The 19,481-nt window shown below is 68.0% G+C and carries 16 protein-coding genes; 10 read left to right on the forward strand and 6 right to left on the reverse strand.

The genetic code is table 11. From position 1 onward, the window contains the following. Positions 1-138 precede the first annotated feature (138 nt). Together QTI68_RS20025 and mdoH are read left to right on the forward strand one after the other, a co-directional pair. The gene (locus QTI68_RS20025) at positions 139-342 is read left to right on the forward strand and encodes a hypothetical protein (RefSeq protein WP_286523806.1); all 204 of its coding nucleotides are present in this window, start codon (positions 139-141) and stop codon (positions 340-342) included. 5 nt (positions 343-347) lie between these two features. Further along, the gene (mdoH, locus tag QTI68_RS20030) at positions 348-2,345 is read left to right on the forward strand and encodes a glucans biosynthesis glucosyltransferase MdoH (protein WP_286523808.1); all 1,998 of its coding nucleotides are present in this window, start codon (positions 348-350) and stop codon (positions 2,343-2,345) included. Positions 2,346-2,706: 361 nt separating this feature from the next. Here the strand turns inward: mdoH and ffh are convergent, their stop codons facing one another. Next, the gene (ffh, locus tag QTI68_RS20035; protein ID WP_286523809.1) at positions 2,707-4,089 is read right to left on the reverse strand and encodes a signal recognition particle protein; all 1,383 of its coding nucleotides are present in this window, start codon (positions 4,087-4,089) and stop codon (positions 2,707-2,709) included. 80 nt (positions 4,090-4,169) lie between these two features. On the opposite strand from ffh, the gene QTI68_RS20040 reads away from it, so the two are divergent. The 8 genes from QTI68_RS20040 to QTI68_RS20075 all read left to right on the forward strand — a co-directional run bounded on the left by QTI68_RS20040 (position 4,170) and on the right by QTI68_RS20075 (position 14,345). Continuing rightward, positions 4,170-4,979 carry a cytochrome C assembly family protein gene (locus tag QTI68_RS20040; RefSeq protein ID WP_286523810.1) on the forward strand — a complete coding sequence of 270 codons (810 nt, stop codon included), beginning with the start codon at positions 4,170-4,172 and terminating at the stop codon, positions 4,977-4,979. Beyond that, positions 4,976-5,212, forward strand: a complete 237-nt coding sequence (locus QTI68_RS20045; RefSeq protein WP_286523811.1) for a PP0621 family protein — start codon at positions 4,976-4,978, stop codon at positions 5,210-5,212. Before QTI68_RS20040 ends, QTI68_RS20045 begins: the two co-directional genes overlap by 4 nt. A gap of 22 nt (positions 5,213-5,234) precedes the next feature. Further along, positions 5,235-6,923 carry a two-component system sensor histidine kinase NtrB gene (locus QTI68_RS20050; protein ID WP_286523812.1) on the forward strand — a complete coding sequence of 563 codons (1,689 nt, stop codon included), beginning with the start codon at positions 5,235-5,237 and terminating at the stop codon, positions 6,921-6,923. A gap of 4 nt (positions 6,924-6,927) precedes the next feature. Continuing rightward, positions 6,928-8,454: a sigma-54-dependent transcriptional regulator gene (locus QTI68_RS20055; protein ID WP_286523813.1), complete on the forward strand. Its 1,527-nt coding sequence runs from the start codon at positions 6,928-6,930 to the stop codon at positions 8,452-8,454. Continuing rightward, positions 8,447-9,031, forward strand: coding sequence for a 1,6-anhydro-N-acetylmuramyl-L-alanine amidase AmpD (gene ampD, locus QTI68_RS20060; RefSeq protein WP_286523814.1), 585 nt, complete (start codon positions 8,447-8,449; stop codon positions 9,029-9,031). Before QTI68_RS20055 ends, ampD begins: the two co-directional genes overlap by 8 nt. Positions 9,032-9,370: 339 nt before the next feature. Beyond that, entirely contained in the window at positions 9,371-12,289 is a 2,919-nt protein-coding gene (locus QTI68_RS20065) for a ribonucleoside-diphosphate reductase subunit alpha (RefSeq protein WP_286523816.1), read from the forward strand. Between the two features lie 149 nt (positions 12,290-12,438). After that, positions 12,439-13,668 (forward strand): ribonucleotide-diphosphate reductase subunit beta, encoded by a 1,230-nt coding sequence (locus QTI68_RS20070; protein WP_286523817.1) that lies wholly within the window; start codon positions 12,439-12,441, stop codon positions 13,666-13,668. 197 nt (positions 13,669-13,865) lie between these two features. Further along, a complete protein-coding gene (locus tag QTI68_RS20075; RefSeq protein ID WP_286523818.1) occupies positions 13,866-14,345 on the forward strand; it encodes a histone H1-like DNA-binding protein in 480 nt (159 codons plus the stop codon). Positions 14,346-14,408: 63 nt separating this feature from the next. Here the strand turns inward: QTI68_RS20075 and QTI68_RS20080 are convergent, their stop codons facing one another. The 5 genes from QTI68_RS20080 to accB are packed head-to-tail and all read right to left on the reverse strand — an operon-like array spanning position 14,409 to position 19,371. After that, positions 14,409-15,311: a carbohydrate kinase family protein gene (locus QTI68_RS20080; RefSeq protein WP_286523819.1), complete on the reverse strand. Its 903-nt coding sequence runs from the start codon at positions 15,309-15,311 to the stop codon at positions 14,409-14,411. 45 nt (positions 15,312-15,356) lie between these two features. Continuing rightward, positions 15,357-16,610: a zinc-ribbon and DUF3426 domain-containing protein gene (locus tag QTI68_RS20085; RefSeq protein ID WP_286523821.1), complete on the reverse strand. Its 1,254-nt coding sequence runs from the start codon at positions 16,608-16,610 to the stop codon at positions 15,357-15,359. 44 nt (positions 16,611-16,654) lie between these two features. Next, positions 16,655-17,539 carry a 50S ribosomal protein L11 methyltransferase gene (gene prmA / locus QTI68_RS20090; RefSeq protein WP_286523823.1) on the reverse strand — a complete coding sequence of 295 codons (885 nt, stop codon included), beginning with the start codon at positions 17,537-17,539 and terminating at the stop codon, positions 16,655-16,657. Positions 17,540-17,554: 15 nt separating this feature from the next. Beyond that, entirely contained in the window at positions 17,555-18,904 is a 1,350-nt protein-coding gene (gene accC, locus QTI68_RS20095) for an acetyl-CoA carboxylase biotin carboxylase subunit (protein ID WP_286523824.1), read from the reverse strand. 2 nt (positions 18,905-18,906) lie between these two features. Next, complete coding sequence (accB, locus tag QTI68_RS20100) at positions 18,907-19,371, reverse strand: acetyl-CoA carboxylase biotin carboxyl carrier protein (RefSeq protein ID WP_286523826.1); 465 nt, start codon at positions 19,369-19,371, stop codon at positions 18,907-18,909. Positions 19,372-19,481 lie beyond the last annotated feature (110 nt).

The raw sequence follows: 19,481 nt of genomic DNA on the forward strand, positions 1-19,481 counted from the left end.
TCGGGCCCAGGCGACAAATTCGGGGGTCTGGGGGGCGTTTCTGGCGCCCGAACCCTGTCGAAGAGCCGGAAATTCAATCCAAGCGATTGATTTCAAAGGGTTTTTCAGCCCTGGCACAGGGTTTGCCCCTGTACAGGCATGACAGCACTCACCAGCCCCTCTTTCGCACTGCGTCCGCAGCGCGACGGCCTGCGTCAAAAGCAGTTTTCCCTCTCGCGGCCCCGTGCCGCGGGTCAGTTGCTGGCAAGCCAGGCAGGCGCCGGCCATTGCGCTCCCGAGAGCGTCTTCAAGCGCTTTCCGGCAATCGGCGACACGCCCTCCTTCGACAAGCAACGCGGCTGAAGCACATGAAGCCCACCCACTACGCCCAACCGAAGCTGCTGGCCGAGAGCGATTTCTCGCACCGCAGCCCGCTGCGCGAGGAACGCCACCCGAATTCGGTGACGGCGCCCCCGATCAACCGCGGCTCCATGGCGCCCCGCCCCTGGCGCGGCTTCTGGAACAGCATCGGCACCGCCCTGCTGGTCAAGCTCGGCGCCGGCCGCAATGCCGCCGCCCAGGCCGCGCCCTCGGCCCGGCAACCGTGGCAGCGCGCCGCGGCCCAGCGCCGCCTCACCTTCCTGGCGCTGACGGTGCTCAGCACGGTGGCGGCCGCGACGCTGTTCGCCCGGGTCCAGCCCGACTACGACAACCTGTGGCTCGAATACAGCCAGATCGCGCTCTACGCCGTGCTGTCCGGCTGGGTCGTGACCGGTTTCGTGACCGCGCTGATGGGCTTCTATGTCTCGGTGCGCGGTGACAAGCACGCCCTGTCGGGCAAGCAGGTCGCCGACCATCCGATGAACCCCGAGGCACAGACGGCGATCATCATGCCGATCTGCAACGAGGACGTGGCGACCGTGTTCGCCGGCCTGCGCGCCACCTGCGAATCGGTGGCCGCCACCGGCCACGCGAAGCAGTTCGACGTCTTCGTGCTGTCCGACAGCTACACGCCCGAGATCGCGGCCGCCGAGCGCGCCGCCTGGGAAGACTTGCGCGCCGCACTGGCCGACAGCCCGAACCAGCCGCAGGTCGAGGTCTACTACCGCCTGCGCACCCGCCGCACGCACCGCAAGGCCGGCAACGTCGCCGACTTCTGCCGCCGCTGGGGCAAGGACTACCGCTACATGGTCGTGCTCGACGCCGACAGCGTCATGAGCGGCGACTGCCTGACCTCGATGGTCAAGCTGATGGAAGCCAACCCGACCGCCGGCATCATCCAGACCGCGACCCAGGCCATCGGCCACGTCACGCTGCACGCCCGCGCCCAGCAGTTCGCCTCGCGCATGACGGGCCGCCTGTTCACGCTCGGCATGCAGTTCTGGCAGCTCGGCGAGTCGCACTACTGGGGCCACAACGCGATCATCCGCGTCCAGCCCTTCATGGACCACTGCGCGCTGGCGCCCATCAAGGGCAAGGGCGGCATGGCGGGCGGCATCATGTCGCACGACTTCGTCGAAGCCGCGCTGATGCGCCGCGCCGGCTTCCACGTCTGGCTGGTCGCCGACCTGGTCGGCAGCTACGAGCAGCAGCCGCCGGACCTGCTGTCCGAGCTGCAGCGCGACCGCCGCTGGTGCCAGGGCAACCTGCAGAACGCCCGCCTGATGGCCGAGCCCGGCCTGCACCCGGTGCACCGCGCCATGTTCGTCACCGGCACCATGGCCTACTTCTCGGCGCCGCTGTGGCTGGCCTTCCTGACCCTGGGCACGGCGCTGTGGCTGACCGGTTCGAGCGTGGTCGAGCACTGGCTCGCGATGCCGATGGAACTCGTCGGCCTCTGGCTGTGGACCCTGTGCCTGCTGTTCCTGCCGCGCATCCTGGGCCTGGTCGCGGTCGTGATCCGCGGCGAGCAGCGCCAGTTCGGCGGCATCGGCGGCCTGCTCAAGAGCGCCACGCTCGAAAGCGCGATGGCCATCGTCCAGGCACCGGTGCGCATGCTGGCCCACTCCCTGTTCGTGGTGGTGGCCCTCACCGGCCTCAAGCTCGACTGGAAGTCGCCCCCGCGCGAAGCCGCCGCCGTGTCCTGGCGCATCGCGGTCTCGCAGCTGGCACCGATGTCCTTCGTGATCGCCGCGCTGGCCGTCGGCATCGCGCTGATCGACGCCAGCGCCCTGACCTGGCTGATGCCGGTGGGCCTGCCGCTGCTGCTGGCGATCCCGCTGACGGTGCTGACCAGCCAGATCGGCTTCGGCATTGCGCTGCGCGAACGCGGCTTTCTGCTGATTCCCGAGGAATCGCGCTCGCCGGCGGTGCTGCGCAGGGCCTGGATGCATGCGCTTCGGCTGTCCCGGCCGGTTGCGGCCTGAGCAGGTTCGAGCCTTTGAGAAAAAGCCCCGCGATGCGGGGCTTTTTCGTTGGTGGCTGCGGCCGGGGCGCGCTCACGCCGACGGCGTACTCTGCTCCGCGAATGTCCCCCGCCCTTCGGGCTCCTCCTTTATTTCGCTGCGCAGAGCACACCATCGGCGCGAGCCGTCAAGCCGGTGGTTCATCCTCGGCAGCACCCCACGGCGCTACCCGTGCCGAGGGCACCGGGTGGCCCCCGCAGCGAAGTAAAGGAGGAGGCCGCAGGCCGGGGGACATGAGCGGAGGGGGCCACCCGGTGCCCTCGGCACGCGCCCCAGCGGACCAGGGGTGCGCCAGAAAAGGCGCCTGCGCGGATCCAAGGACTCAGAAGCGCGGCATCCCGCCCCCGCCCATCGGCGGCATGCCCTTCATGCCACCCATGCGCTTCATCATCTTCATGAGGCCGCCACCCTTCATCTTCTTCATCATGGTCTGCATCTGCTCGAACTCGTTGAGCAGCCGGTTCACTTCCTGCACCTGAACCCCGGCGCCGGCGGCGATGCGGCGCTTGCGGGTGGCCTTGAGCAGTTCGGGCTTGCGCCGCTCCTGCGGCGTCATGCTGTTGATGATCCCTTCCTTGCGCCGGATGTCGCGCTCGGCCCGGGTCATGTCGGCCTCGGTGGCCTTGGCCGCCATCTGGGCGGGCAGCTTGTCCATGATGCTCGAGAGCCCACCCATCTGCTTCATCTGCTGCAGCTGGCCGAGGAAGTCGTTCAGGTCGAAACCGACGCCGCTCTTGACCTTGGCCGCCAGCTTCTGCGCCGCCGCCACGTCGACCCCGGCCGTGACCTGCTCGACCAGCGCGACGATGTCGCCCATGCCCAGGATGCGGCCGGCATGGCGCTCGGCATCGAAGACCTCGAGGCCGTCGATCTTCTCGCTGACGCCGGCGAACTTGATCGGCACGCCGGTGACCTGCCGCACCGACAGCGCGGCCCCGCCGCGCGAGTCGCCGTCGGTCTTGGTCAGGATGATGCCGGTCAGCGGCAGCGCTTCCTTGAAGGCCTTGGCGGTGTTGATCGCGTCCTGGCCCTGCATCGCGTCGACCACGAACAGCGTCTCGACCGGGTCCAGCGCCGCGTGCAGCTGCTGGATTTCCTGCATCAGCACCTCGTCGATGGCGAGGCGGCCGGCGGTGTCGACCAGCAGCACGTCGAAGAAGTGCCGCTTGGCGTGGTCGAGCGCGGCACGCGCGATGTCGAGCGGCTTCTGGTCGGGCGTGCTCGGGAACCATTCGGCGCCGGCCTGCTTCGTCACCGTCTTGAGCTGCTCGATGGCGGCCGGCCGGTAGACGTCGCCGGACACGGTCAGCACCTTCTTCTTGCGTTTCTCGATCAGGTGCTTGGCCAGCTTGGCGGTGGTGGTGGTCTTGCCGGCGCCCTGCAGGCCGGCCATCAGGATCACGGCCGGCGGCTGGGCGGCGAGGTTGATGTCGGCCACGCCCTCGCCCATGGTGGCGGCGAGCTCGCGGTTCACGATGCCGACCAGCGCCTGGCCCGGCTTCAGCGAGCCCAGCACCTCCTGGCCGAGCGCCTTTTCCTTGACGCGGGCGACGAAGTCGCGCACCACCGGCAGCGCGACGTCGGCCTCGAGCAGGGCCATGCGCACCTCGCGCAGCATGTCCTGGACGTTGCTTTCGGTGATGCGGGCCTGGCCGCTGACCTGTTTGACGAGGCGGGAGAATTTTTCTGTGAGGGCGCTGGCCATGATGCTTCCCGCTGGACGGGACCGGTATGAAGACGGGAGCGGCGGCATTCCGCAGAAGGCGAGAAGCTAAACTCCAGCCGATGATTTTAGCGATCCCCTCCCCGCTCGGCGTGGCACTGGGCATCGCCACCGCCGCCGCCTATGGCGTCACCGCCGCCGCCGCCTCCCGCCTCAGCCGCTCCTCGACCCAGTGGCTGCTGGCGCTGGCCTGGCTGCTGCACGGCCTGACGCTGGCCACCGGGCTGGCCGGCGGCACGCCGCGCTTCGGCTTCGCGCCGGCGATTTCGGTGACGGCCTGGCTGGTGTTGACGGTCTACGCCATCGAAAGCAGCCTCTATCCCCAGCTCAAGGTGCGCCGCGCGCTGGCGGTGCTGGGCGCGGTCGCGGTGATGCTGGCCGTGCTGTTGCCCGGCACGCCGCTGCATGTCTCGGCCTCGCCGTGGCTGCCGCTGCACCTGGCGCTGGGCATCGCTTCCTACGGCCTGTTCGGCGCCGCCGTGGTCCACGCCTGGCTCATGACGCGGGCCGAAAAGCAGATCCGGCTGGCGGCCGAACCGCAGGGCGGCGTCCCGCTGCTGACGATGGAACGGCTCACCTTCCGCTTCGTGACCGCGGGCTTCGTGCTGTTGTCGGCCACGCTGCTGGCCGGCCTGCTGTTCAGCGAGACGCTGTACGGCGGCGCGGTGCGCGGCTGGAAGTGGGACCACAAGACCGTCTTCTCGGTGCTGGCCTGGCTCACGTTCGCGATCCTCCTGACCGGCCGCGCCCGCTTCGGCTGGCGCGGCCGCACCGCGCGGCGGGTGCTCTACGCGGGCTCGGCGCTGCTGCTGCTGGCCTACGTGGGCTCGCGCTTCGTGCTCGAAGTCGTTCTTTCTCGCGCCACCTCATGAAATACCTGCTCGTCTTCGCGGTGGTCTTCATCGCGGTCTGGCTCTGGCGCAAGAACCGGCGCGAAGAGATGCAATCGCGCCCGCCGCCGCAAAAACCCCCCGCCGTCGGCGCGCCGCAGGCCATGGTCCGCTGCGCGCACTGCGGCCTCCACCTGCCCGCCGCCGACGCGATCGCCGGCCCCGACGGCGCCGTGTTCTGCAGCGTCGCCCACCGCCAGGCAGCGAGCCGATGAAACACCCCGCGCCGCGCCTGCCATGACCGCGCTCCTGCGTGCCCGGGGCGAGCCGGCGACCGACTGGAGTTCGCTCGAACACTTCAACGGCCAGAGCACCGCGCTGAAGCGCCTGTGGCGTGGCTTCGTGGCCGCGCGCTGCTTCGTGGCGATGGTGCTGCTGCTGCTCCAGGCGCTGGCCTTCGTGCTCGGACAGGCGACGCAATCGGCCACCGTCGCCCTGTGCGCCGGCTATCTGGTCGCCACCTTGCTGGCCGCGCGCTATGCGCCGGTGCAGCAGATCCGCAGCCTGGGCCGGACCTGGCTCGCGACCATCGGCATCGACCTCGTGGTCTTCGCCGCGCTGCAGGTGCTGCAGGTCGGGGGCATCAATTATTCGCCGCTGTTCGCGCTGCCCGTGCTGATGGGGGCCGTGCTGGGCAGCGGCGCCGTCGGTCTCGGCACCACCGCGGCCGCCACCCTGCTGCTGCTGGGCCACGCGACCTGGTACTGGCTCGAGCAACCGGGCGACACCTCGCCGCGCTTCGTGCAGGCGGCGCTGACCGGCACCGGCCTGTTCGTGGTCGCGCTGATCGCCCACGAGATGGCCCGCCGGCTCACGCGCGAGGAAGCGCTGGCCCAGCGCAACCGCAGCGCGGCGCAGATGCACGCGCTGGTCAACGACCTGGTGATCGAGACCCTCAGCGAGGGCGTGCTGGTGCTCGATTCGGAGGGCCAGGTCCATGCCGCCAACCCTGCCGCCGATGCGATCCTGGGCCAGGGCCTGGCCCAGATGGAGCTGCCGTTCAAGCTCGACGCCCACCCGGCCTGGGTCGCGCTGGCCGCGCTGGCGCGCCAGACCTTTGCCCGGCGCAGCCCGCAGTCGAAGGAGATCCCGGTCGCCCAGGCCCAGGGCGCGGCGCGCGAGGTGCGGGTGCGCACCCGGCTGACCCGCTCGCCGGACCCGAACTCGGAAAGCCTGTGCGTGATGTTCCTGCAGGACCTGCGCGAGCTCGAGGCCCGCATCCGGACCGAGAAGCTGGCCGCCATGGGCCGCATGTCGGCCGCCGTGGCGCACGAGATCCGCAATCCACTGGCCGCGATCACCCAGGCCAGCGCCCTGCTGGCCGAGGACCTGGTCGACCCGGCGCACCGCCAGCTGACCACCATGGTGCAGCAGAACGCCCAGCGCCTGTCGCGCATCGTCGACGACGTGCTCGACGTCGCCCGGGCCCGGCAGCAGCGCGTGCTGCCGCTGGGCGAGCAGGTGGCGCTCGATGCCACCGTGCGCACGCTGGCCGAGGAATGGGTGCTGCATTCGCAGCGGCAGGGCGTGCTGCTGGTGCTCGACGCGCCGGGTCGCGACGTCCGCTTCGACATCGAGCACCTGCGCCGCATCCTCGTGAACCTGCTCGACAACGCGGCGCGCTACGCCGGCGACCGCGACGGCTCGATCCAGGTGGCGACCCGGCTCAACCCCGCCGGCCGGGCCACGCTGCAGATCTGGAGCGACGGCGCGCCGCTCGAACCGGCGGTGCAGCGGCATCTCTTCGAACCTTTCTTTTCGTCCGAGAGCCGCTCGAGCGGCCTGGGCCTGTTCCTGTGCCGCGAGCTGTGCGAGCGGCACGGCGCCACCATCGGCTACGAGCGCCGCGCACTGTCGGCGGCCGGGCCCGAAGGCAACGAGTTCTTCGTTTCGTTTGCCGACGCCGAGACCCGGCTGACACAATAGCCGCGTGAGCACCCTCCATCCGTCCACGCCGCGCCCCGCCCAGATCCTGGTCGTCGACGACGAACCCGACCTGCGCACGCTCTATGAACTCACGCTGCTGCGCGAGGGCTACCGGGTCGAAGCCGCCGGCAGCGTGGCCGAGGCTTCCCAGCACCTGGACGCCGGCCGCTTCGACGCCGTGATCACCGACATGCGGCTGCCCGACGGGCTCGGCATGGAGATCCTGCAGCGCATCCAGCAAGACCAGCGCGGCGAGCGCTGCGTCGTCATGACCGCCTACGGCTCGGCCGAGAACGCGGTCGAGGCCCTCAAGGCCGGCGCCTTCGACTACCTCACCAAGCCGGTCGACCTGAAGCAGTTCCGTGCCGTGGTGGCTTCCGCGGTGCAGGCCACCGCGCAGCTGGCCGGGGCGCGGGCGGCCCGGCCGGTCGACGACCGGGTCGACGACGGCGCCAAGATCGCCAGCGCGGTCGGCAGCGGCGGCGCCGCCGCACTCGAGCGGCTGGTCGGCGACTCCGAGCCGATGCGCATCGTCAAGGCCCGCATCGCCAAGGTGGCGCGCGGCATGGCGCCGGTACTCGTGCGCGGCGAATCCGGCACCGGCAAGGAACTGGTCGCCCGCGCCGTCCATGCCTGCAGCCAGCGCAGCGACGGTCCCTTCGTCGCGGTCAACTGCGGCGCCATTCCCGAGAACCTGCTCGAAGCCGAGTTCTTCGGCGCCCGTAAGGGCTCCTACACGGGCTCCGCACAAGACCGCGATGGCTATTTCCAGGCTGCGCGCGGCGGCACGCTGTTCCTCGACGAGATCGGCGACCTGCCGCTGGCCATGCAGTCCAAGCTGCTGCGCGCGATCCAGGAACGCAGCGTGCGGCCGATCGGCTCGACCCAGGAGGACGCGGTCGACGTCCGCATCGTGAGCGCCACCCACAAGGACCTGCAGTCCGAGGTCCAGGCCAGCCGGTTCCGGCAAGACCTGTTCTACCGCCTCAACGTGATCGAGATCGCGGTGCCCGCGCTGCGCGAGCGTCGCGGCGACCTGCCGGCGCTGTGCAAGGCCCTGCTGGCGCGGATCGCGCGCGATGCCGGCATGCCGGTGCCGACCTTGTCGGCCGAGGTGCTGCAGCTGCTCGCCGAGCATCCGCTGCACGGCAACGTGCGCGAACTCGAGAACCTGCTGCACCGGGCCGTGGCCTTGAGCGACGGCGACATGCTGCACCTCGACTTCGTCGACAGCACCTTGCAGCCGAGCGAGCTGCCGCTGCGCGAGCCGGCCGCGCCGGCCTACGCCGCCGCCGCCCCGTCCGCGGCCGCCATCGCATCGCCCCCGAAGGGCGGCGCCGCCGAGGTGCCGAACGACCTGCAGGGCTACCTCGACCAGCAGGAGCGCGAGATCCTGATCCGCGCGCTGCAGGAAACCGGCTTCAACCGCACCGCCGCGGCGGCCCGGCTGGGCCTGAGCCTGCGACAGATCCGCTATCGGATCGCGCGGCTGGGCATCGCGACTCCGAACGGCGACGGCGCCGATGAATGAGCCCGGTCTCTGGCGCGATGGCTGGTATCGCTTCGCGCGCCCGCTGCGCTCGCCCAACTTCGGACCGCGGCCGGCCGGCGCCGACATCGACCTGATCGTGCTGCATTCGATCAGCCTGCCGCCGGGGCAGTACGGCGGCGACCAGGTCCAGCAGCTGTTCACCAATCGCCTCGACTGGGACGCGCATCCCTACTTCGGCAGCATCCGCGGCCTCGAGGTCTCCGCGCACTTCTATGTGCGGCGCAATGGCGAGCTCTGGCAGTTCGTGAGCTGCGACGACCGCGCCTGGCATGCCGGTGCGTCGTCCTGGCGCGGCCGCGCCAACTGCAACGACGATTCGATCGGCATCGAGCTCGAAGGCATCGAGGGCGGGCCCTTCGAGAGTGCCCAGTACGAGACCCTGGCCAGCCTCTGCCCGGCGATTGCGCAGCGCCACCCGATCCGCTTCATCGCCGGCCACCAGCACATCGCACCCGGCCGCAAGGAAGACCCGGGCGCCGGCTTCGACTGGCGCCTGCTGCGCGAGCAGCTCGGCTGGGACGGCGCGATGTTTCCCCCGGACACCATCGGCCGCTAGTTTTTTTCAATCGCCGGACGGCTCGCGATGCGTCCGCACGACGGCTTGCCCAGAGCGGCCCAAGTGCAGCAACCATGCGGTTTCCAAGCCCAAAAACGGCCGCAACGCCCGTCGGACGGGGGCTGCGCTAACGTCGATCAACGGACACGGGGCACAAGCGCATTCCAGCCTCGCCATGCACCTAAAAACATTTTTTAACATTTATGGAAAACACTACATCTAGTGGGTTGTAGACCCATGGGACCCTAGATATAGTGTGTCCTGCCCGGCGCCCGACGCCCAAACCCATGGCCGCCCTGGCACCGCCGCCCCAACAAGAATTGCCAACCGAGGTTTCGCATGCAAACTGCCCTGAACACCCCCTCCGCCTCCCATTCCGCTTCCTCGACGCCGCTCCAGCAGCGCGATGTCGCCGGCTCACCGGCCGGCAACGCGCTGGCCCACTACCAGATCATCCGCCGCAACGGCGCGGTGGTGCCCTTCGAGCCCAACAAGATCGCGATCGCGATGATGAAGGCCTTCCTCGCCGTGCACGGCACCCAGGGCGCGGCATCGGCCAGCGTGCGCGAGACGGTCGACAGCCTGACCCAGGCCGTGGTGCGCGCGATGGTGCGCTCGCGTCCCGGCGGCGGCACCTTCCACATCGAAGACGTGCAGGACCAGGTCGAGCTCGGCCTGATGCGCGGCGGCCACCACGAAATCGCACGCGCCTACGTGCTGTACCGCGAGCGCCGCTCCCAGGAGCGCAGCAAGCAGGGCGAGCAGGAAGCCCCGATCGCGGTCTCCACGCTGCACGTGCTGGACCGTGGCGAGCGCGTCGCGCTCGACCTCAACGAGCTCAAGGGCCTGATCGAATCCGCCTGCACCGACCTCGGCGACAGCATCACGGCCGGCCCGATCGTGGCCGAGACCATGCGCAACCTGTATGACGGCGTGCCGCTCGACGAGGTCTACAAGGCCTCGATCCTGGCCGCCCGCACGCTGATCGAGAAAGACCCCGACTACACCTTCGCCACCGCCCGCCTGCTGCTGCACACGATCTTCAAGGAAGTGATCGGCCGCGAAGTGCCGCTGGCCGAACGGGCCCAGGCCTACGCCGACTACTTCCCGCACTTCATCAAGAAGGGCGTCGACAACGAGCTGCTCGACGAGAAGCTGCTGCAGTTCGACCTGGCCCGACTGGGCGCGGCGCTCAAGCCCGAGCGCGACCTGCAGTTCGACTACCTCGGCCTGCAGACCCTGTACGACCGCTACTTCCTGCACGTGCGCAAGTCGCGCATCGAGCTGCCGCAAGCCTTCTTCATGCGCGTCGCGATGGGCCTGTCGCTCAACGAGATCGACCGCGAAGCCCGCGCCATCGAGTTCTACGAGGTGATGTCCTCGTTCGACTTCATGTCGAGCACCCCGACCCTGTTCAACAGCGGCACCCTGCGCTCGCAGCTGTCGAGCTGCTACCTGACCACCGTGCCCGACGACCTGGACGGCATCTACGAATCCATCAAGGAAAACGCGTTGCTGTCGAAGTTCGCCGGCGGCCTCGGCAACGACTGGACCCGCGTGCGCGCCCTCGGCAGCCACATCAAGGGCACCAACGGCGAATCGCAGGGCGTCGTGCCCTTCCTCAAGGTGGTCAACGACACCGCGGTGGCGGTCAACCAGGGCGGCAAACGCAAGGGCGCGGTCTGCACCTATCTCGAAACGTGGCACCTCGACATCGAGGAATTCCTCGAACTGCGCAAGAACACCGGCGACGACCGCCGCCGCACGCACGACATGAACACGGCCAACTGGATCCCCGACCTGTTCATGCGCCGCGTCATGGAAAAGGGCAGCTGGACCCTGTTCTCGCCGTCGAACGTGCCCGACCTGCACGACAAGTTCGGCCTCGACTTCGAGACCGCCTACGTCGCCTACGAAGAAAAGGCCGCCCGCGGCGAGATCACGCCGAGCCGCACGCTGCAGGCGTCGGACCTCTGGCGCAAGATGCTCACGATGCTGTTCGAGACCGGCCATCCCTGGATCACCTTCAAGGACGCCTGCAACGTGCGCTCGCCGCAGCAGCACGCCGGCGTGGTCCATTCGTCGAACCTCTGCACCGAGATCACGCTCAACACCAGCGACACCGAAACCGCGGTCTGCAACCTCGGCTCGGTCAACCTGCTGCAGCACCTGAAGGACGGCAAGGTCGACCAGGCCAAGCTCCAGCGCACCATCTCCACCGCGATGCGGATGCTCGACAACGTGATCGACATCAATTACTACGCGGTCAAGAAGGCGCGCGACTCCAACCTGCGCCACCGCCCGGTCGGCCTCGGCCTGATGGGCTTCCAGGACGCGCTCTATGAGCTGCGCATCCCCTACGCCTCGCAGGACGCCGTGCAGTTCGCCGACGAATCCATGGAAGCGATCTGCTACCACGCCTACTGGGCCTCGACCGAGCTGGCGCGCGAACGCGGCAAGTACTCGAGCTACAAGGGCTCGCTGTGGGACAAGGGCGTGCTGCCGCCCGACACCCTCGACCTGCTCGAGAAGGCCCGCGGCGGCTACGTCGAGGTCGACCGCTCGTCGACGCTCGACTGGGACGCGCTGCGCCAGAAGATCAAGACCGACGGCATGCGCAACTCCAACTGCGTCGCCATCGCGCCGACCGCCACCATCTCGAACATCATCGGCGTCGACGCCTCGATCGAACCCTGCTTCGGCAACCTGTCGGTCAAGTCCAACCTGTCGGGCGAATTCACGGTCATCAACCACTACCTGGTGCGCGACCTCAAGCGCCTGGGCCTGTGGGACGACGTGATGGTGATGGACCTGAAGCACTTCGACGGCTCGCTGCGCCCGATCGACCGCGTGCCGCAAGACGTCAAGGCGCTCTACGCCACCGCCTTCGAGGTCGAGACCACCTGGCTCGTCGAGGCCGCGGCACGGCGCCAGAAGTGGATCGACCAGGCGCAGTCGCTCAACATCTACATGGCCGGCGCATCGGGCAAGAAGCTCGACGACACCTACAAGCTGGCCTGGCTGCGCGGTCTCAAGACCACCTACTACCTGCGCACGCAGAGCGCGACGCACGCCGAGAAGTCGACCGTGCAATCGGGTCGCCTCAACGCCGTGTCGTCGGGCAGCGGCGATGCTTCATCGGGCATGAGCGCACTCGAAGCGGCAGCGCGCGCAGCGCAAGCGCAACTCAGCGCGATGCCCGCCACCGACATCGCGTTCTGCGGCGTCGACGATCCGACCTGCGAAGCCTGCCAGTGATGTCGGCCTGAAGTTGTCGTGGTTCGCGGCATCGACTGACAAATTGCGATGCATGCGAACAACATAACGACCACATAATTGAAGCGCGATGTGAGGAGCACTTTGCAACTCACATCGTTGCTCACATAATTTGAGCATTGGATTTTTCTATGTTGACCTGGGACGAAGAAGTCAAGCCCTCCTTGCCAAAGGATCTGCCTCAAGGATTGCGGCACCCATCGAACAGCGGCGCGCCAGTCGCCCGCTCGTCGGAGTTCCCGACTTCGCAAATTGCTCCCCAAGTTTCTTCCGCTGCGCGCACGCTCGATGACGGCGCAGCGCTGCGCCCCGCGCAAACGGCAGTGCCCGTCGCGCCGGCCGCGCACCGCGTCAAGGCCGCCGACAAGCGCATCATCAACGGCCAGACCGACGTCAACCAGCTGGTGCCGTTCAAGTACAAGTGGGCCTGGGAAAAGTACCTCGCCACCTGCGCCAACCACTGGATGCCGCAGGAAGTGAACATGACGCGCGACATCGCGCTCTGGAAAGACCCCAACGGCCTGACCGAGGACGAGCGCCGCATCGTCAAGCGCAACCTCGGCTTCTTCGTGACCGCCGACTCGCTGGCCGCCAACAACATCGTGCTGGGCACCTACCGCCACATCACGGCGCCCGAATGCCGCCAGTTCCTGCTGCGCCAGGCCTTCGAGGAAGCGATCCACACGCACGCCTACCAGTACATCGTCGAATCGCTGGGCCTGGACGAGAGCGAGATCTTCAACGCCTACAACGAAGTGCCGTCGATCCGCGAGAAGGACCAGTTCCTGATCCCGTTCATCGACGCCATCAGCGACCCGAACTTCAAGACCGGCACCCACGAGACCGACCAGACCCTGCTGAAGTCGCTGATCGTCTTCGCCTGCCTCATGGAAGGCCTGTTCTTCTACGTCGGCTTCACGCAGATCCTCGCGCTGGGCCGCCAGAACAAGATGACCGGCGCCGCCGAGCAGTACCAGTACATCCTGCGCGACGAGTCGATGCACTGCAATTTCGGCATCGACCTGATCAACCAGCTCAAGCTCGAGAACCCGCAGCTCTGGACGGCCGAGTTCAAGGCCGAGATCAAGGCCCTCTTCATGAAGGCCGTCGAGCTCGAGTACAAGTACGCCGAAGACACCATGCCGCGTGGCGTGCTCGGCATGAACGCCTCCATGTTCAAGGGCTATCTGCGCTACATCGCCAACCGGCGCGCGCAGCAGATCGGCCTCGAAACGCTTTTCCCGAACGAAGAAAACCCCTTCCCCTGGATGAGCGAAATGATTGACCTCAAGAAGGAGCGCAACTTCTTCGAAACCCGCGTGATCGAGTATCAATCGGGCGGTGCGCTCTCCTGGGACTGAGACTTTCCGACAAGAACAAAGTGCATTCAGAAATAGCCTTCAGCAACACACTGCACCGGAGAGTGCGGCATTGCTGAGGGCGACGGTGTTCATGGTGCTGGAATCCGTTCCAACGCCATGAATCGCTTCACGCTGACCAACATGCGTGGAGTGCTTCAAAAGGTTGATTTTTTCAACTTGATCAAGGAGAAATAGAAATGGCAACTGCAAAGAAAGCGCCGGCTAAGAAAGCCGCTGCAAAGAAGGCTCCGGCAAAGAAGGCTCCCGCCAAGAAGGTCGTAGCCAAGAAGGCGCCGGCAAAGAAGGTCGCGGCCAAGAAGGCTCCGGCAAAGAAGGTAGCGGCCAAGAAGGTCGCCGCCAAGAAGGCGCCTGCCAAGAAGGCCCCCGCCAAGAAGGTAGCGGCCAAGAAGGCCCCGGCGAAGAAGGCCCCTGCCAAGAAGGCAGCAGCCAAGAAGGCCCCGGCGAAGAAGGCCGCTGCGAAAAAGGCGCCTGCCAAGAAGGCCCCGGCGAAGAAGGCTGCGGCGAAAAAGCCCGCTGCCAAGAAAGCCGCGAAGAAGCCCGCTGCCAAGAAGGCTGCGAAGGCTCCCGCCAAGGCTGCCGTAGCGCCTGCTCCTGCTGCACAGACCACGCTGAACCCGCAGGCTGCCTGGCCGTTCCCGACGGCCAGCAAGCCCTGAGTCTTTCAGCGGCCTTGAAGGCACAAGCCCGACACCGAAAGGTGTCGGGCTTTTTTCATGGGGTCAGAGGCCCAGCGCCTTGCGGTCGACCTGGTAGTTCTGCGGGCCGCGCTGGGCGATCTTGAGCGCCCCCAGGTGGTTGCCCAAGGCAGCGCAGCGCGCCAGCGCCCAGCCCTGTTCGAGTCCGAACAGCAAGGCGCCGCGCCAGGCGTCGCCGCAGCCGGTCGGCTCGACCACCGCCGCGGGCGTCACGGCCGGCACATGCTCGCGCTCGCCGTTCGTCCACACCTCGCAGCCCTCGGCCGCCAGCGTCACGACCAGGCCTTCGACCCGCTTCGAGATCTCCGCCAGGCTCCAGCCGGTCCGCTGCGACAGCATCTTGCCCTCGTAGTCGTTGACCACCACCCAACTCGCCAGGTCGACGAAATGCGCCAGTTCCTTGCCGTCGAACATCGGCAGGCCCTGGCCCGGATCGAAGACGAACGGGATGCCGGCCGCCTTGAACTGCTCGGCGTGCTGAAGCATGGCGTCGCGGCCGTCGGGCGCGACGATGCCGAGCTTGATGTCGTCGCGCGCGGCCACCTTCGTGATGTGCGCCTGTTGCATCGCGCCCGGATGGAAGGCCGTGATCTGGTTGTTGTCACGGTCGTTCATGATCATGGCCTGGGCCGTGAACGTGTCGCCGACCTGGCGCACGAACTCGGTGCTGATGCCCAGCGTGCGCAGGCGCTCGATGTAGTCGGCGCCGTCGCTGCCGACCGTCGCCATCGGCAGCGCGGTGCCGCCGAGGGCGTTCAGGCTGTAGGCGATGTTGCCGGCGCAGCCGCCGAAGTCCCGCCGCAAGCCCGGCACCAGGAAGGACACGTTGAGGATGTGCAACTGGTCCGGCAGGATCTGGTCCGCGAACCGCCCTTCGAAAGTCATGATGGTGTCGAACGCGAGAGAACCGCAAATCACTGCTGCCATGGAAGAGCCACTGGTTGGATTGAAAAAGCTGAAAGCCGGTGGCGCTCAGGGATAGAGCGCCTCGAGACGAAAGCCGGCGACCGGCGGCATCGAAGCCGCCTCGTCGCCGCTGAGGCGCAGGGCCAGCGAGGCCGAGCGCTCGGCGTGCGCCGGCAGCACCGCCGGCGCGCCGAAATCGGAAGGCATGAGCACGCGCCGCACCACGGCCCGCTCCTGGGTATCGAGCAGCGACAACTCGACCGCGGGCATCGCCAGCGGCAGGGTCGCGCTGTTGCGCACCGTGAAGCCGAGGTGGAAACCGTCGCCCTCCTTGTCGCGCGCGAACGAGGCGCCGTCGATCTTGATGTCGTTGATCTGCCGCAGGGCGGTCAGCGTGCAGCCGGTGACCCGGCACAGGCCGTCCAGCAGCGGCCGCAAGGCGGGCTGGCGGGCTGCGATCAGGTCGCGCTCCTGATGCAGGACCTGGGCCAGCAGCAGCAGAGCGGCCAGCACGGCGGCAGCGATCAGCGAACGCCGCACCGCGGGTCGCCGCCAGCCCGTCGGGGCCTCGTCGATGCCCAGGAAGGCGGGCATCGGCTCGGCGTGAGGCGCTGCAGCCGATGCCGCATCGGCACTGCCCGCTGCGGCACTGCCCGCTGCCGGCTCGGGCTCGCTCGCGGCCTGCACCACCGGCGCGACCTCGGCCACGGCAGCGGCCTGCTCCTTGGCTTTCGCGCGGGCGATCTTGGCCGACTTGATGCGGGCGCGGCGCAGCGCCTTCTCGAGTTGCATGTGGCCGCTGTCGTCGGCCTCCTGCGGCGTGTCCGCGCTGGCCGAAGGGGCAGGACGCGACGGCAGTGTGAGGTCGATGTCCGGGAAGGCCAGCGGCGGCGGCACGGGAGGCCGCACGGCCGTGCGACCCTGATCGCCGAGCAGCAGCGAATCCGCATCGGGCCACGACATGGGGCTCGCAGCAAGGAAAGCACCAGCGGGGGCCAGCGGTACCGGGCCCGACGCCTGTTCGTCGTCGAAGAAGTCGGTCTCGGCGATCGCTTCCGCAGGAGTGTCGGCCGTTTCGGCTGCGGTGGCCGCCGGCGGCTCCGACTCGGTGTGCGGCGGCGGCTCGCTCGGCTCAGGCGCCGGCTCCGGCGCCGCGACCGCGGGGCTGGAGGAGGCCGGCGGTGTTTCCTGCAGGTCGATGGTGGCGTCGAACACCTGGCTGCAGCGTCCGCAGCGAACCCAGCCGTCCGAGATGCGAAGCTGGTCCCTCACCACCTTGAAAGTGGTGTCGCACGCGGGGCAGCGGGTGACCAGGCTCATGTGGCGCCGATTGTATTGTTGCCAGAGGCAACAGCCTCGGCGTTCTACAGCCTTGCGGTCATCAGGATCCAGCCGTCCTCGCTGTCGCTGACCTCCAGCGCCGCGTAGGGCGCATAGGCGGCCTTCAGCTCGTCGGCCTGGCGCTCGAGGATGCCGGCCAGCACCAGCGCGCCGCCCGGCGCGACATGCGCGCAGAGCAGCGGGGCCAGCACCTTGAGCGGTGTCGCAAGGATGTTCGCCAGCACGACGTCGTAGCGGCCGGCCGATGCATCCGGCAGGCCGGCCTTGAGCCGAACGCCGTTGGCGTCGGCATTGAGGCCGGTCGACTCGACCGCGGCCGGGTCGATGTCAACCGCGTCGATGTCGGTGGCACCGTGTTTCGCCGCGCCGATCGCGAGAATGCCCGAACCGCAGCCGTAGTCGAGCACGCGCTGGCCGGTCAGGCCGCCGCGCGTGGCGATCCAGCGCAGGCACATGCGCGTGGTCGGATGCGTGCCGGTGCCGAAGGCCAGCCCGGGATCGAGCCGGATCACCTGGCGCGCCTGCGCCGGCGGCTCGTGCCAGGTCGGCACGATCCAGAACTCGGGGGTGATCTCGACCGGCGCGAACTGCGACTGCGTCAGCCGCACCCAATCCTGCTCGGGCACCTCGGCCAGGCCCAGCAGGCGGCACTCGGCGAAGAAGTCCTGCGCCTCGAGCAGCGCCGCTGCTTCGCGCGCCAGGGCCTCGGTCGCGAACAGCGCGATCACGCGCGACCGCTGCCAGCCATCCTTCTGCGGCGGCATGCCGGGCTCGCCGAACAGGGCCTGCTCGGCGTCGGTCTGCGCGTCGGCATCCTCGACCGACACGCTGAGCGCATCAAGCGCGTCGAGCGCGTCGCTGACGGTCTCGACCAGGTCTTCAGGCGCCAGCAGGCGGAGTTCGAACATGGCTGATTCGCCCGCTCAGCGCTTGTGCGCAGCGAGCCACTCTTCGAGATAGTGGATGTTGGTGCCGCCACCCATGAACTTGGCGTCCACCATCAGCTCGCGGTGCAGCGCGATGTTGGTCTGGATGCCCTCGATCACGGTCTCGTTGAGCGCCGTGCGCATGCGCGCCATGGCCTGCTCGCGGGTATCGCCGTAGACGATGATCTTGCCGATCATCGAGTCGTAGTTCGGCGGCACGAAGTAGTTGGTGTAGACGTGCGAGTCGACGCGCACGCCCGGCCCGCCCGGCGGGTGCCACATCGTGATGCGGCCCGGCGAGGGCGTGAACTTGTAGGGGTCCTCGGCGTTGATGCGGCACTCGATCGCATGGCCGCGGACCTCGATCTGGCGCTGGGTGAACGGCAGCTTTTCGCCCGCCGCCACCATGATCTGCGTCTTCACGATGTCGATGCCGGTGGTGAACTCGGTCACCGGATGCTCCACCTGCACGCGGGTGTTCATCTCGATGAAGTAGAACTCGCCGTTCTCATACAGGAACTCGAAGGTGCCGGCACCGCGGTAGCCGATCTTCTTGCAGGCCGCCGCGCAGCGCTCGCCGATCTTCTCGATCAGCTTGCGCGGGATGCCCGGCGCCGGCGATTCCTCGATCACCTTCTGGTGGCGGCGCTGCATGGAGCAGTCGCGCTCGCCGAGGTAGACCGCGTTCTTGTGCTTGTCGGCGAGGATCTGGATCTCGATGTGGCGCGGGTCCTGGAGGAACTTCTCCATGTAGACGGCCGGATTGTTGAAGGCCGCGCCGGCCTCCGCCTTGGTCATCTGGATCGCGTTGACCAGCGCCGCCTCGGTGTGCACCACCCGCATGCCGCGCCCGCCGCCGCCGCCCGCGGCCTTGATGATGACCGGGTAGCCGATCGCCCGGGCGATGCGCTTGTTGGTGGCGGCGTCGTCGGAGAGCTCGCCCTCGGAGCCCGGCACGCAGGGCACGCCGGCCTTGATCATGGCCTGCTTGGCCGACACCTTGTCGCCCATGATGCGGATCGATTCGGGCGACGGGCCGATGAACTGGAACCCGCTCTGCTCCACCCGCTCGGCGAAGTTGGCGTTCTCGCTCAGGAAGCCGTAGCCCGGATGGATCGCCTCCGAGTCGGTCACTTCGGCCGCCGAGATGATGGCGGGCATGTTCAGGTAGCTCTGCGACGACGGCGCTGGGCCGATGCATACCGCTTCCTCGGCCAGCTTGACGTACTTGGCATCGCGATCGGCTTCGGAATAGACCATCACCGCCTTGATGCCGAGTTCGCTGCAGGCGCGCTGGATTCGCAGCGCAATCTCGCCGCGGTTGGCGACCAATATCTTCTTGAACATGCTCACTCGATGATGAACAGCGGCTGGCCGTATTCGACGGCCTGGCCGTTCTCGCCGAGGATCTGGGTCACGGTGCCGGACTTGTCGGCCTCGATCTCGTTCAGGATCTTCATCGCCTCGATGATGCAGACCGTGTCGCCTTCCTTGACCTGGCTGCCGATCTCGACGAAGGCCGGAGCCCCCGGGCTCGAGGAGCGATAGAAGGTGCCGACCATGGGCGACTTGATCGCGTGGCCGGTGGCGGCGGCCACGGCCGGCGCGGCGGCGGGCGCAGCGGCCGCCGGGGCGCCAGCGGCCGGCTGGGCGCCGGTCGCGGCCGGCGCGGACAGCGTCTGGACGTATTGGACCGGCGCGGCGACGCCACCCTTGACGATGCGGACCTTGCCTTCGGCTTCGGTGATTTCCAGTTCGGAAATGTTGGATTCGGACACCAGGTCGATCAGTGTCTTGAGCTTGCGTAGATCCATGGGACTCCAGCGCCGGCTTTGCCGGTCATTTGAATTTAACTCGCCTGAAGATCCGGTTATTTCGGCGTTTCAACGCCAACTACCGGATTTGTAGGGGCTGGATTCTAGCC

Origin of the sequence: Variovorax sp. J31P207 (assembly GCF_030316965.1) — a bacterium.
In the GTDB taxonomy this organism is placed as follows: Bacteria; Pseudomonadota; Gammaproteobacteria; order Burkholderiales; family Burkholderiaceae_C; genus Variovorax; species Variovorax ginsengisoli_B.

Excerpts from the sequence above, each read along its gene's own strand:
- accB (WP_286523826.1), bottom strand. The coding sequence starts at position 19,371 with ATGGATCTACGCAAGCTCAAGACACTGATCGACCTGGTGTCCGAATCC.
- QTI68_RS20075 (WP_286523818.1), top strand. The coding sequence starts at position 13,866 with ATGGCAACTGCAAAGAAAGCGCCGGCTAAGAAAGCCGCTGCAAAGAAG.
- QTI68_RS20085 (WP_286523821.1), bottom strand. The coding sequence starts at position 16,610 with ATGAGCCTGGTCACCCGCTGCCCCGCGTGCGACACCACTTTCAAGGTG.
- QTI68_RS20050 (WP_286523812.1), top strand. The coding sequence starts at position 5,235 with ATGACCGCGCTCCTGCGTGCCCGGGGCGAGCCGGCGACCGACTGGAGT.
- ffh (WP_286523809.1), bottom strand. The coding sequence starts at position 4,089 with ATGGCCAGCGCCCTCACAGAAAAATTCTCCCGCCTCGTCAAACAGGTC.
- QTI68_RS20065 (WP_286523816.1), top strand. The coding sequence starts at position 9,371 with ATGCAAACTGCCCTGAACACCCCCTCCGCCTCCCATTCCGCTTCCTCG.
- QTI68_RS20080 (WP_286523819.1), bottom strand. The coding sequence starts at position 15,311 with ATGGCAGCAGTGATTTGCGGTTCTCTCGCGTTCGACACCATCATGACT.
- prmA (WP_286523823.1), bottom strand. The coding sequence starts at position 17,539 with ATGTTCGAACTCCGCCTGCTGGCGCCTGAAGACCTGGTCGAGACCGTC.
- ampD (WP_286523814.1), top strand. The coding sequence starts at position 8,447 with ATGAATGAGCCCGGTCTCTGGCGCGATGGCTGGTATCGCTTCGCGCGC.
- QTI68_RS20025 (WP_286523806.1), top strand. The coding sequence starts at position 139 with ATGACAGCACTCACCAGCCCCTCTTTCGCACTGCGTCCGCAGCGCGAC.
- QTI68_RS20040 (WP_286523810.1), top strand. The coding sequence starts at position 4,170 with ATGATTTTAGCGATCCCCTCCCCGCTCGGCGTGGCACTGGGCATCGCC.
- accC (WP_286523824.1), bottom strand. The coding sequence starts at position 18,904 with ATGTTCAAGAAGATATTGGTCGCCAACCGCGGCGAGATTGCGCTGCGA.
- mdoH (WP_286523808.1), top strand. The coding sequence starts at position 348 with ATGAAGCCCACCCACTACGCCCAACCGAAGCTGCTGGCCGAGAGCGAT.
- QTI68_RS20070 (WP_286523817.1), top strand. The coding sequence starts at position 12,439 with ATGTTGACCTGGGACGAAGAAGTCAAGCCCTCCTTGCCAAAGGATCTG.
- QTI68_RS20045 (WP_286523811.1), top strand. The coding sequence starts at position 4,976 with ATGAAATACCTGCTCGTCTTCGCGGTGGTCTTCATCGCGGTCTGGCTC.